This is a genomic window from Moorena sp. SIO4A5 (assembly GCF_010672005.1).
Classification (GTDB): domain Bacteria; phylum Cyanobacteriota; class Cyanobacteriia; order Cyanobacteriales; family Coleofasciculaceae; genus Moorena.
Window position 1 is genome coordinate 70682 of record NZ_JAAHHZ010000027.1, and the last position, 13212, is coordinate 83893.

The window sequence follows — 13212 nt, forward strand, 5'->3', positions numbered from 1 at the left end:
AGTTGAAGCTTGAATGTTGACTGTTAAATTTTAAATGTTAACTGTTAAATGTTTAAGGTTTAAGCGTGAAGTAATGGTAATCAACATTCATTTTGACCAACTACGGCGTAGGTTAAAGAAACCTTCCAGAAAGTTTTTTAAGGTCTGATTACGACTAATTCGTTGGTGCTGCCACTGTATTGCTGTTTTCTTAAAAATCTCTGACAAGGTGGGATAGGGATAATAGACATTTGCCAACATACCCAATTTAATTTTCTGCTGAATCGCTAGGGTAATTTCCCCGATTAATTCTGTTGCGTGTGATCCAACTATGGTTGCTCCTAAAATTGTCCCATTGCGCTGCACTACCAGTTTCATATACCCAGTGGTTTGCCCCAGGAGCTGAGCCTGATCTAACTCTTTGAAATATTCTCGAATCACCCACACATTCTTGCCATAGCGCTTTCTAGCTTCTACTTCTGTAAGACCTACCCGTGCTAATTGGGGTTCAGTTAAGATTGTCCAGGGAATCCCGTGATAATCCACCTTAAAGCAGGGGAAAAACAATGCATTCTTCACGGCAATGCTGGCTTGATACTGGGCAATATGGGCACAGGGATAACCACCAGCCATCTTGCCACAGCTATAGATGCGGGGATTAGTCGTTTGTAGCTTCTGATTGACCTGAAGACCCTGCTGAGTGTACTTTATCCCAACCCCTTCTAGATTTAAGGATTCCACATTGGGTTGCTCACCCGTAGCCAGTAAAATGGCATCAGCTTCAATGGCCTTATTACCAGCCTGAACCCAGGTTTTCCCGTCAATCTCTCTGACCTGATCAACTGGACTATCCGTCAGAACTCGAATTCCCTCAGCTTCTAACTGAGCTTGTATGAGCCTAGATGCTTCTAGGTCTTCCTGGAACAAAATACGAGTAGTACTGACCACCAACGTTACCTCACAACCGAGTCTAGCTAAGGTCTGAGCTAGTTCTGGAGCAATAGGCTCATCCCCAATCACTACCCAGCTTTTGGGTAGTGAAGGTTGGGAGGTTGAAGGTTGGGAGGTTGAAGGTTGGGAGGTTGAAGGTTGGGAGGTTGTTCGCGTAGCGTGGCCTTTTGGCCAAGGTTGTTCGCGTAGCGTGGCCTTTTGGCCAAGGTGATCGGGTTGCTGGTTTTCAGGTTGCTGGTTTTCAGGTTGCTGATTATCGGGTTGCTGGTTTTTAGGTTGCTGGTTTTCATTTCCAACCTTCAACTCCCCTTCAACCTTGAACCTTCCAACCTTCAACTCCCCTTCAACCTTGAACCTTCCAACTTTCAACTCCCCTTCAACCTTCAACCTTCCAACCTTCAACACTTTGTGCCAGATATCCTTTGGTGTGAAATAGTCTATGGTCTGTAACCCTTTGATATCGGGAATAGCTGGGCGAGAGCCAGTAGCGATCAGATAGGCACGAGACCGCAAACGTCGGTTGTTGACTACAAAACCGAGGTGAGGCAGTCGGCAAAATTCCCCCTCACCAGTGATTAGATCAATCCCTAAAGTAGCTAAAATAGCTGAAGAATTCTGTTCTGAGCAGTTGGCAACCACTAGATTAGCCCATTCCATCACCTCAGTTAGTGGTAGGGATGGAAACCCGGTCTGTGACATGTCGGGTTCGGTTAAATCATCTATTTGAGGATAAATACCCAATTGAGCAGCGTCACGCATCTGCTCAAGCTTACGCCCCATTTCACTTAATACTCTGGTGTAGATCGCCCCCTGTCCTAGCCAGCTAGTGTGTCCTGGCTGAGGGTCTACCAGAGCCACACGAGCCTTTAAACCAGCAGCCGCAACAGCAGCATACACAGCAGCAGGAGTGCCACCAATGATAATTAGGTCATAGTCAACGGTCATTCGTGCAACAGTTACAGGTTTCAGGTTGAAAGTTACAGGTTAGCAGGTTAGAAGGTTTCAGGTTGAAAGTTACAGGTTAGCAGGTTATAGGTTTCAGATTGAAAGTTACAGGTTTCCGGTTGAAAGTTACAGGTTTCAGGCTCTAACCTTGGGCTTTTGGCCACGCTACGGGAACAACCATCTAACTAACCTATCCCACAACAGACGCCTACGGCCAGCAACCTTCAACCTTGGCCAAAAGGCCACGCTACGCGAACAACCTTCAACCTTGGCCAAAAGGCCACGCTACGCGAACAACCTTCAACCTTGGCCAAAAGGCCACGCTACGCGAACAACCTTCAACCTTCTAACCTTCAACCTTCAACCTTCTAACCTTCAACCTTCAACCTTCTAACCTTCAACCTTGGCCAAAAGGCCACGCTACGCGAACAACCTTGGCCAAAAGGCCACGCTACGCGAACAACCTTGGCCAAAAGGCCACGCTACGCGAACAACCTTCAACCTTCTAACCTTCTAACCTTCTAACCTTCAACTTATCAAGATAGCGTCTAAAGCTGTTAGTAAGCGTTGGTTATCTGCCTGTGTACGTACAGCGACCCGGAAAAAGCGATCGCTTAATTCCGGGAAGCTTAGGCAATCTCTGATCAAAATCCGATGGTGTTGGAGTAGTTGTGCTTGGATCTGTGAAGTGGATTTTTGAGAGTGTACTAGCAAGAAGTTAGCTGCACTGGGGTAAGGTTGAAGACCAGGTAACTTAGCCAGTCCCTGAAACAGTTGCTTACGCGCTGGTGCTAGCCAATCCCAGGTTTGCTGTTGAAATGCTCTATCCTGAACCACTGCCGCTGCCGCTGCCGCTGCTAAGGTATTGATTGGCCAAGGGTCCCGCCACTGCTGCCAACGTTGAAGTCGCTCAGGGTGGGCGATGCAATAACCGAGTCTGAGTCCAGGAAGACTGTAAAACTTGGTAAGCGATCGCAAAATTACCAAGTTTGGATAATCCCCAATTAAAGGAATCAGGCTTTGCTCCTGGTCAGGAGGCAGGAAATCCATAAAAGCTTCATCCACAACCACCAAAGCAAATTGCTTCAGATAAGGCTCAATTGCTTCTGAGGTAAACAATTGACCTGTGGGATTGTGGGGGGTATTCAGCAGCAAACCCTTTCGAGTCCCCTCTTGTGGGAGTAAGGAAGTAAGGGAGTCAGGGAGTAAAGGGATGAAAGAATCAATCTCCCGGCCCATCTCCCTATCTCCCCATCTCTGACTAGGTGTCGAGAGTTCCCTCATCAGGGGGCACTCCCTAATTCTTGCTCCAAATGCCTTCAGTCCCCGTTGGTAGTCCCTAAATGCTGGAGTAATGATCAAGGTCTGATCTAGTTCTGATAGCTCGCGACAAGCCCAAGTTAATAATTCCGCTGAGCCATTACCTGGAAGAATCCAGTCTGGGGTCAGGGTTGGATGCAGTTGCGTCAAACACTGCCGCAGTTCAGCGTAATTGGGGTCAGGATAAGCTACCAGGTTATCTAGCCCAGACTCAATCGCTGCGATCGCACTTTTAGGGGGACCAAGAGGATTGATGCTGGCAGAAAAATCAAGAATTAAGGAAGGAGGACAGTTAGCCCGTGCTGCTGCCCAGGCTAAATTTCCCCCGTGACTTGGTCGTTTCAAGGACAAGTTTCTGAGTGAATCAGCGATTACTCCTTCGGTGGTGCAACTCTCTCTTTAAAGACCTTACCAGCAGAAAAGGCTGGAACCTTAGTTGCCGGAATTTCCATCTTTTCACCGGTTTTGGGATTGCGGCCCTCACGAGCCTTACGCTCCCGGGATTCAAAGGAACCAAAGCCCACTAAGGTGACTTTATCACCCTCAGACACTGCTTCCATAATCGTTTCTATCGTAGCCGTTAGTACTGCATCCGCTTGTTTTTTGGTTACAGTAGCTCTTTCCGCCACTTTATCAACTAATTCACCCTTATTCATTCAAATCTCCTTGTTTTTCAGATCATCCAACCAGGGTTTTCAACAAAAAAATCGCTGCAACACTCGCAGCTTCAAGGTTTCACTGCATTATTCTAATGTTTGCAATGCCGATATGGATCGTTGAATGCTTTAATTTATATAGATTTCAGAATTTTGTCCCAAAATGCTCCCCTAAATTTATTCCTTAGGGAATAGACAATCATAATTTTTTATGATCTTTGATTGTTAATTATATATAACTAATTATTTTACGGTAAGCCCCCCGCTCTAGGCGTGCTTGGTAGGTCTGCTATGGATAAGCATGGATAAGCATTGTTGAGAGCCCTTTTTAGGTATTGACAATGACCATTATATTAAGTTATAATTTCTGTTTATCAAAAATCAACCAAACCAACTCAATAAAATTAATTCAACACGTAAAAGTCTCAAAACGTAACTACTCCCACCACTAAAGTAGGCGGGAGCTGTCAAACCGGAAGTGTTAAGGCACTTTTAGCTGAACTTTACCTTGATTTCCCCTTAGTTACCTGGAGACTGAAACCCTCCCCGGTTTAACATTTGACGGGCATCCCGTCCAGGAGTGTAGCTGTAACCATACCCACCATTGCGGTCTGTGTCATCCATAATTTGAGGGGTCACCAGGATAATCACTTCAGTACGCTGATTCTGCTTATCGGTGCTTCTGAACAGAGCACCAAGTAAGGGAATATCACCCAAAATTGGCACCTTCGATACCGTTGTGCGGTCAGTGTCCTGAATAATGCCAGATAGAATTAACGTCTGACCATCCCGCAGACGAACTAGTCCAGAGCTGAGTTCTCGGCGACTGAGGAATGTGATGGTGTTTTGTGCATTATCACTGTTAAAATCTTGAGTTCCGGAGGGGGCTGTGATCGACGGAGCTGTAGATAAGGTGATAAAACCATTGTCGTCAATTCTCTCAACATTGACCGTTAGCACTAAACCAGCCTCTTCAATAACCGGGGTGATGGTTCTAGTGGTAGCACCACCGTCTGTGTCTATATCTGTCCTCACACTGGTCAGTACTTCCTGAACCAACCGGACACTAGCTTCCTGCCCTTCTTGGATGACTAGAGTTGGGTCGGTCAGAATCTTGGCGTTGTTGCTGGTAATCTGAGCCTGCAATGTTAATAAAAACTTATCAGGGAACTCAAATAGAGAAGGAAGCGCAAACCCGAAATCAACTCCATCATCTTGAACATCCACCTCCGCCAAACCTGGCTGGAATGGATTATTATTTCGACCAAAGCCAGGACGTGCAAAGACGGCTGGAGTACCAGCGCTTTCATTGAAACCCTCAATTAGGTTATCAAAGGGAGCATTTTGTCTCTCTAGGAATATATCACCATCTCCCTCTGGGTCGGAGAATTGAAATTCGGTAACAGTAGGAATCTGACTATCAACCACAGTGTTTCTACTGGGGGGATTAACCCTACCGAAATTAACTGCTGCGGCTCCGCCATCACTGACTACAAAGGTATCATTAATCCCAAAGGAGAAACTGGCATTATAGGCATCCGTTCCAGCCAGGTTAACATCGATAATCTTGACATTTACCGCCACTTGACGGCGACGAGCATCCAACTGTTTGAGTAAAGAGGTTGCAATTTCAATTTGCCTGGGCTCACCCACCAGAGATATGGAATTAAGTCGGTCATCCGTAGATACTGCTAATCCCCTCAGCAACAGTGCCCCTTGGCTACCGTCTTCCTGCTCACTGGTAATTGCTCGAATTTCTGGGGGTCGTTCGATTTGTCGCACCACTCGTTGGGTTTCAGGATCGATGATTTCTTCCGTCTCGATTACTACCTGTTGCACTTCTGCTCCCTGAGTGGCTAGGAAAGTAGCAGCCCCTTGGACACTGGCTTGATTGAGCCGTAGAGTACGACTAATTAGATTACGAGCCGCTTGAGGGAGTTTTGCCCCAACAAAAATTGTGCTTCCCCGACGGTTAGCCTGAAGACCAGACAGCTGGAGAATATAGTTGAAAGCATCTTGAACCGGTTCGTTTTCTAAATCAATAGAAATGGTGAACTGTGCTGCACCGGAGTCTTCATCTGACTCAGCAAAGGCCAGATTGAGTCCAGCAGAACGAGCTAACAGAGACAACACTTCTCGAATCGGTGCTTCTCGTAATACTAAACGAGGCACTAGAGTTGCTGTGCCGAGATCTATAGTGCTAGCAGCAGCATTAATATTGGAAACAGCAATATCCCCCACTGGTGGTGCTACTGCTCTAGGTAAGAAGGGGGGCGCTGGCGCAATTGGTTGCACCGCATTAGCTGGAGCTGCCGGTATCCCATCAATAATAATTTCTGGCTCAGGTACCAGCACATCTGGCTCAGGAGCGACTATTTCTGGAGGTTCAGGAGTTTCTGAGGGGTTAGCCTCTGGCTCTGGTTCTGGTTCCGAAAGTTCCGCTGGTTTCTCCATCTGTTCCGTTTCAGCATTAGTTCCTCTATTAGGAACTTGAGCCAGCTTCATCACCGATGAGTCTTGGATAGATACTATCCCCTGATTCTCAGTAGTGGTGTCAATGCCTAAGGTAATTCCCTGGGCATCCCTTTGGATCAGTGAACTAATGGGGAGTTTGTCAGTGCCTCGAATCGTCACCCTGACCCGGTTGTCATCCAGTTCCCTTACCGCAACGGCACTAATATTGGGTAGGGGGTTTGTCTTACGGAAGTTAGTCCCTTGGGGCAAACTCAGCTGGGTATTAACCAGATCAGCTACCAAGACATTGCCTTGGTTGACAGCAAAAATCTGTGGAGGCTCATTACCCCCTTTTGTCTCAAGTTTAAGTTCCAGTTCACTCCCTTGCTGGTTGAACCGTATGGCACTAACTTGGCTTGCTGCTACTACAGGCTGTGTTGCCCATAAAGCCACTGCTGTAGCCGCGACCACTCCACCACATACTTGAATCTGTCTCACGGTTGATTAAATCTCCTGACTCAAATCACAGAAATTATGTCATATTAAGGGCTATTGACAGTTTACTATTGACGATTGACCGTTGAGACGTCAAAGAGAAAACACTAAACACTCAACAAACAAGAACAACAATAACTATCTCAGCTCCATAAAACAGTAGGTTATCCCAATTTCCAGCAACTTGGCTACCGCTTAATTTCCCCATCTTGCCATCTCCCCATCATTAAATTGATAGCAATAATATAGCAAGACTAAAGGAACTTAGGATTATTTCTTCTTACCTGACTTGTTCTTACCATCCTTTTCCTCAGCTTTTTCTTCTTCCTCCTTATCCAAATCTCTAGCAGGCATAAGAGCTTCCAGGGTTAAGCTAGTTTTAAGCTTAGGTTGAGGACCAGGAACTACTCTACCTTGCTGTAGCACTAGTGTTTGCGGTTCACTGATTTGAGCTTCTAGGTCTTTGATCAGCAACATCGCTTGTAGCCGCTCAAAGCTGCGCATAATTGACTGGACTTGTTGGAAGCTACCCTCAATTTCCACATTGACGGTTCTCCGTTTTAATTTGCCATCAACTAGGGTTCCTAAAGAGCCATCATTAACTATATTGATTCCCTCGGAATCTGGTTCATATTTAAGCAAAGTGCCTCTAGTATTCTTAACAAAGGTATTGAGATCAAGCAATAAGGTATCCATACTTTTTTCTGTGGAAAACTGACTCAATACCCGGCGGTTTTGCTGTTTAGCTTGCTTGAGTTCCTCCTCTTTCTCTTTAATTTTTTTCTGGAGTACTTCGGGATTTTGGAGGTCATTTTGCTTGGTTGATAAATCATTTTTTAAAGTCTGATACTCCTGCCAAGCCGGTAACATCAGGTTCATCGCTAGATAGAAAGCAGCTGCCAGACCAAGAATAGCAAAGGTAATCCCAGAAACTTGGGGAGTAAAGGTAATGCCGAAGGCAGTAGGATACTCAGGATCTTCCTCCTGACCTTCAACACTCATAAAGTCGTCATCAGTAGCATAGGTCATTGTTGAATCACTCCTTGGGATTGAAGGTTTCTAATCCGAGTCACTAATCCTACTGCTCCTTTACGGTCTAACTCTTTTAAGAGTTCAGAAGCGGGGATATCACTCAGTTGAGTTTTAATAGTATATTCTACGACTTTAGGCAGGGTATATTTGACCTGAGTTACTAATTCTTTTTGACTCTCAGGAATTTCTAATTTGGTGGGATTATTGACTAACTGAGCTTTGAGCAGTTGAGTGTCATTTTTCTCGAAAAAGGAAGAATTCTGTAGGGTCAGCAAAAAGTAATTCACATCATCAAAGGTTCGAGCTGTACCGGAAATATCCAGCTCGATTTTAGGTCGTGAGTTAGCGCTAGACTCATCCTTAGAAGTATTTTTGTCAGTGACTTGCTGTTGCTCGATGTCTTTAATTTGGACTCCGGGGGGAGTGCGCTCACGAATGTCCTGTAACATTGCTGACCAAGGCTTAATTTGATTAAAGACACTGGCAAGAGCATTAGTTTCGTCGTTTACCAGCTTGAGTTCCTTGTTTAGCTTACTAATTCGTTGCTTTTGCGCCCCCAAGGCTGCCAGTTTCTTGTCAACATCAGCAATTTCTTCTTTCAAGCGGGCGTTTTGATGTTGGAGAACTACCCAAAAGCCTCCCACCAATCCAGGTAGGATTAGACCCACTGCAGCTCCAATCAGTAGAGGGGTCATTTCCCCTAGAGCCATCCCTTGTCTACCGCCGACCTCCTGAACAGACTTGATCTCCTCAGGATTTCGGTCTTTTAAAAAATTAATATCAAGACTATACATAGTGTTATACCTCTCGTAATCCTAATCCAAGCACAGTTCCTAAGCTCGGTCGTTGCACCATCGGAATATCTTTCTCCACTTCTAGGGAAAGAGCCGCCACGGGATCCACCTGAATCGTAGGCAAGCTTAACCGTTGGGTAAAAAATTCATCAAGTTGTCCGATACCACCCCCAGGACCAGCTAGTAGGAGTTGGGCTACTTCTAGATTGTCCATCTGATTGAGGTAAAAATCGATAGAGCGCCTTAGTTCATCGGCAATTTCTCCCAAGACTTGGATCAGAGCCACCATCCCTGGATTTACCCCGGTCGAGCCGGTGCGAATGCCATCAACTGGGGTACTGGGAATAGTCATCCCCTGGAGGAGTTCGGTATTTCTAGAGGCTGGTAAATTCATCGCCCGTGATAAAGCGCTCTGAAGTTGGTAGGTACCAATGGGAACAGTACGGGAAAACTGCGGTACACCATCTACAATTATCGCAATTTCAGTACTATCAAATTCAAGATCTACCAGAACGGCTGCCTCTTGGGAAGGAAATTGACGCAGTTGTTCTCGGATAGTCCGAATCAGGGCAAAGCTATTAATTTCGAGTACATCTACTTGTAACCCTACCTGCTCAAAGGTATCGAGATAGCTATCGGTGATTTCCTTACGAGTAGCCACCAGCAGGACTTGTACCTTTTCGATTCCATCTTCATCCACGAAGAAGCCCAGTTTCTGATAATCCAAATCCACTTCTTCCCGGGGATAGGGCAAATATAAGCCAGCTTCATGGTTGAGTACCATATCCCGGAGCTCGTTATCATCTAGCTCAGCAGGAATGGGAATAATCCGGATTACTGCTTCCCGCATTGGTAAAGCAGTAGCAACCCGCTCCACTTTGACTTGACTCTCCTGTAGGGCTTCTCGAATCAGTTCCGCTAAACCAGGGGAATCAACAATCTGTCCTCCTTCCCAGATTCCTTCTGGAACCTCATGAGCATATAGGGTGGTAGCTTTGAGGCTCTGACCTTGCCGCTGCAATTGAGCAATATGAATTCGTTCTGGGGCTAATTCTATACCAACACCTTGCTTGCGCCGGGAAAATAAATTTTTCAAACGGTTAACCATATCTAGCAAAGGGAGTAGGGAGTAGGGAGTAGGGAGTAGGGAGTAGGGAGTAGGGAGTAGGAAACTTGGGCTCAAAAATTTTCACAATTGATTTAGGTACCCTATCTGAGTTAGGTAGATGGGGAATTCAGGGAAATTTTTGTATAACCCAGGGTCATGGAAATCAACATTAGGGTGCTATTTATGGTACCCAATCTATCTCACAATCATGACAATTTTTTGATTAATCGTGAAATTGATTATTGTAGCCATTAGCCATTACCCATTACCCATTACCTCCAACAAAAGCTTGTGTTCGCAAAAAGTGACCAACTAGGTACAGAGAGCCACAAAGGACAGTAATCCTCTCGTCAGCTTCGGCTTTGTTAAAAATAGCACGGAGTCCTGTCACTAACTCTGGATAAGTAGCACAATCGGCTAAGGTTGGACAAATTTGTTGCGCGAGAGTAGCCAAGTAGTCTAGCTCAGCTGAACTATGGTCAGGTACTGGCACTAGAGATAATCGATCCCCTGGTCTGAGCAAGGCATTAAAAATACCAGCATGATCTTTGGTTGAGAGTATACCCATTACCCAGTTGACGGATTTACCTAGGGTATCAACATATTGTCTCAACGCCTGAGCAGAGGCTTGATTATGGGCTCCATCAATCAGTAAATGGTGATTCTCCCAGCTAGTCCACTGCAAACGTCCCAGCCAAGTGGTTTTGGCCATCCCCAATGCGATCGCATCTTCTGGAATCTCCCAACCCTGCTGTTGCAGAACTTGTACCGTTGCGATCGCAATCGCGGAATTAACCAACTGCACCTCCCCCAACAAGGGCAAACTATAGCTGACCCCCCCATACTCCACCCATCTGAGATGCTTTCCGGTGCTTGGGGTCTTACCCTCTGGCAACTCCACTGCCGAGTCTACCCACACCACTGGACATCCCAACTGATTCACCCTTGATTCAACCACTGCCCTAGCTTCATGCGGGAGGGGACCAATGACCGCAGGACACCCAGGCTTTAGGATTCCAGCCTTTTCCTTGGCAATATCAGCCAAGGTCGGCCCAAGGCGCTGCCAATGTTCCCAACTCAGGGATGTGATAATACTAACCAAAACGCGATCGCATACATTCGTGGCATCCAGCCGTCCTCCCAATCCCACTTCTATTACAGCCACATCCACCTGCTGCTGAGCAAAATACAACCAAGCAGCAGCAGTAGTCACTTCAAATAGGGTTGGTGGATCGGAACAGTTTTTTGGAATTGCTGCGATAACTTGCTCCAAAATTGTGCCTAGGGTATGGGTGGAGATGGGTTCTTGGTTAAGGCAAATCCGTTCTGTCCAATCCACCAGGTGAGGAGAAGTATAACGTCCGACTCGGTAGCCAGCTTTGGTGAGTATAGAAGACAGGTAGGCACAAACTGAGCCTTTACCATTAGTTCCAGCCACGTGAATGATTGGAAACTTCTGGTGGGGGTTACCTAAGCGCGATAGAAGTTGCTGTATGCGTTCTAAGCCAAGCTCAACGCCAAAGTATTTAAAGGATTGGAGAAGGTCGTCAATATCCATGGGATGATTTTTGATGAACCGTAAATACGGGAAAGACACCAAGCTCAGGAGAGTTTTTGTTATTAAATATGAATACAGTTAATGATAAGGCGATTGTTAAGGATTATTTTAATGCCACTGGTTTTGACCGTTGGCGGCGGATTTATGGTGATGGCGAGGTTAACCGGGTACAGCAAGATATCCGGATTGGTCATCAGCAGACTGTGGATAAAGTGATCAGTTGGCTGGAGGCTGATGGAAATTTGTCAAGTTTGTCGATTTGTGATGCTGGCTGTGGTGTTGGGAGTCTAAGTATTCCACTCGCAAAATCTAGCGCTATAGTTTTTGCGAGTGATATTTCTCACAAAATGGTAGAAGAAGCCCAGGTAAGGGCAAAGGAGAGTTTAGGGAATAGTGACAATCTCTCGTTTATGGTCAAGGATTTGGAAGGGTTAGGTGGTAGCTACCACACCGTAATTTGTCTAGATGTTTTGATTCATTATCCCCAGGATAAAGCGGCTGAAATGATAACTCACTTAGCCTCTTTGGCCGAGTCTCGTTTAATTCTTAGCTTTGCGCCGAAAACGTTGCTTCTTACTGCACTTAAAAAGATTGGTGAGTTTTTTCCAGGACCAAGTAAAACCACTCGTGCCTATCAGCATCGAGAAGCAGATATTGTTACTATTTTAGAAAATAATGGGTTTTCAATTCAGCGACAAGAAATGACTAGCACTAGCTTTTACTATTCTCGCTTATTGGAGGCTATTCGTAAGTAAAAAAAATAAGCAGTCAGCGGTCAGCCGTCAGCGGTCAGTTTAAAAATAAACCTGATAGCTGATTAGCTGATAGCACCTCAAGTAGCGTTGCCAAAGGCCTTTAGCTTACACCTAATCGAAATTGTCTGGTCATGGTAATAAACCATCTTTGTTAAAAGTTTGCTATTATAATGAAACGGTTTAAAAAACTATCTGCTGGCTTAGTGCTTACCTTGGGTATTCTATTATTGACGGTACCTGTGGTAGTTTCAAATCGAAGGGAAGCAACATCACAGGATAAAGTTGATGCGCTGGGAAGTTTGATAGTAGGTATCCCAGCTACCTTTTGGGGAGTATGGTTAGCATGGGGAATGTATCGACAAGAGCAAAAAGAAGTCCTCGAACACCTTCAGTATACATTTTATAGCTTGATTGAAGACGAAAATGGTAGAATTTCAGTATTGAAATTAGCAATGACAGCCAAACTTCCTATAGCTGTAGCTCAAGACTATCTCGATCAAAAAGCTAGAGAGTATGATGCTACCTTTGAGGTTACTGAAGAAGGGAGAATCTTTTATAATTTTACACTTTAGGATTTAGGACTAATAAAATTGATGACTCGGATTTTTTTAGCGATCGCATCAATCTTAGGAGCATTATCAGTAGTAGCTGGAGCCTTTGCTAGCCACGCTTTGAAAGAAAAACTGACCGTTCGCGTAGCGTGCGCGTAGCGCTAACGAGGATTGGAAATTTTTCAGACTGGTGCCCGCTATCAAATGTACCATTCCCTAGCGCTAATGTTGGTAGCCTTGTTGTTGAGCCGCGCAGAAGTAGCACAAACTCCCCTTACCTTAGCTGGCTCAGCTTTTATCGCTGGAATTGCAATTTTTTCTGGTAGTTTGTACGCCCTGAGCTTAACCGGGATCAAGTGGCTAGGAGCGATCGCACCATTAGGTGGTGCAGCATTGATCCTAGGATGGGGTTGTTTAGCGATCGCTGCTTTCTCTTTCCAATAATCACTACATATTTTATGGAACAGGGAACAGGGAATAGGGAACAGGGAATAGGGAACAGGGAATAGGGAACAGGGAATAACCAATTTAAATGCAAATCAGCTTAACTATTTTCTTGAGGGTTGACTGTCAACCTTGGCCTATTGGCCACGCTACGCGAACAACTTCCAACC

At 45.4% G+C, this 13212-nt stretch carries 12 protein-coding genes; 4 read left to right on the forward strand and 8 right to left on the reverse strand.

The genetic code is table 11. The annotated features are described in order from the left end of the window. Positions 1-87: 87 nt before the first annotated feature. Positions 88-1875 (reverse strand): FAD-dependent oxidoreductase, encoded by a 1788-nt coding sequence (locus F6K57_RS10155; protein ID WP_293067075.1) that lies wholly within the window; start codon positions 1873-1875, stop codon positions 88-90. A gap of 148 nt (positions 1876-2023) precedes the next feature. Between F6K57_RS10155 and F6K57_RS10160 the strand changes: the two genes are divergently transcribed. Continuing rightward, on the forward strand, positions 2024-2269 hold the full coding sequence (locus tag F6K57_RS10160; RefSeq protein ID WP_293067078.1) for a hypothetical protein: 246 nt from the start codon (positions 2024-2026) through the stop codon (positions 2267-2269). A gap of 134 nt (positions 2270-2403) precedes the next feature. Here the strand turns inward: F6K57_RS10160 and cobD are convergent, their stop codons facing one another. The 7 genes from cobD to F6K57_RS10195 all read right to left on the reverse strand — a co-directional run bounded on the left by cobD (position 2404) and on the right by F6K57_RS10195 (position 11292). Then, positions 2404-3540: a threonine-phosphate decarboxylase CobD gene (gene cobD, locus F6K57_RS10165; protein ID WP_293067081.1), complete on the reverse strand. Its 1137-nt coding sequence runs from the start codon at positions 3538-3540 to the stop codon at positions 2404-2406. 26 nt (positions 3541-3566) lie between these two features. Continuing rightward, complete coding sequence (locus F6K57_RS10170) at positions 3567-3851, reverse strand: HU family DNA-binding protein (protein ID WP_287251158.1); 285 nt, start codon at positions 3849-3851, stop codon at positions 3567-3569. A 519-nt stretch (positions 3852-4370) separates the two neighbouring features. Then, on the reverse strand, positions 4371-6803 hold the full coding sequence (locus tag F6K57_RS10175; RefSeq protein ID WP_293067085.1) for an AMIN domain-containing protein: 2433 nt from the start codon (positions 6801-6803) through the stop codon (positions 4371-4373). 267 nt (positions 6804-7070) lie between these two features. After that, positions 7071-7829 (reverse strand): GspMb/PilO family protein, encoded by a 759-nt coding sequence (locus tag F6K57_RS10180; RefSeq protein WP_293067088.1) that lies wholly within the window; start codon positions 7827-7829, stop codon positions 7071-7073. Beyond that, positions 7826-8626, reverse strand: a complete 801-nt coding sequence (locus F6K57_RS10185) for a PilN domain-containing protein (protein WP_293067091.1) — start codon at positions 8624-8626, stop codon at positions 7826-7828. The genes F6K57_RS10180 and F6K57_RS10185 overlap by 4 nt, the downstream gene beginning before the upstream one ends. A gap of 4 nt (positions 8627-8630) precedes the next feature. Beyond that, entirely contained in the window at positions 8631-9734 is a 1104-nt protein-coding gene (pilM, locus tag F6K57_RS10190; protein WP_293027649.1) for a type IV pilus assembly protein PilM, read from the reverse strand. Positions 9735-9999: 265 nt separating this feature from the next. Then, positions 10000-11292: a folylpolyglutamate synthase/dihydrofolate synthase family protein gene (locus tag F6K57_RS10195; RefSeq protein WP_293067094.1), complete on the reverse strand. Its 1293-nt coding sequence runs from the start codon at positions 11290-11292 to the stop codon at positions 10000-10002. A 68-nt stretch (positions 11293-11360) separates the two neighbouring features. Between F6K57_RS10195 and bchM the strand changes: the two genes are divergently transcribed. The 3 genes from bchM to F6K57_RS41955 all read left to right on the forward strand — a co-directional run bounded on the left by bchM (position 11361) and on the right by F6K57_RS41955 (position 13042). After that, on the forward strand, positions 11361-12047 hold the full coding sequence (bchM, locus tag F6K57_RS10200; RefSeq protein WP_293067096.1) for a magnesium protoporphyrin IX methyltransferase: 687 nt from the start codon (positions 11361-11363) through the stop codon (positions 12045-12047). A gap of 170 nt (positions 12048-12217) precedes the next feature. Continuing rightward, positions 12218-12619, forward strand: a complete 402-nt coding sequence (locus F6K57_RS10205; protein ID WP_293067098.1) for a hypothetical protein — start codon at positions 12218-12220, stop codon at positions 12617-12619. Between the two features lie 204 nt (positions 12620-12823). Further along, positions 12824-13042 carry a DUF423 domain-containing protein gene (locus tag F6K57_RS41955; RefSeq protein ID WP_364302205.1) on the forward strand — a complete coding sequence of 73 codons (219 nt, stop codon included), beginning with the start codon at positions 12824-12826 and terminating at the stop codon, positions 13040-13042. Positions 13043-13212: the final 170 nt, after the last annotated feature.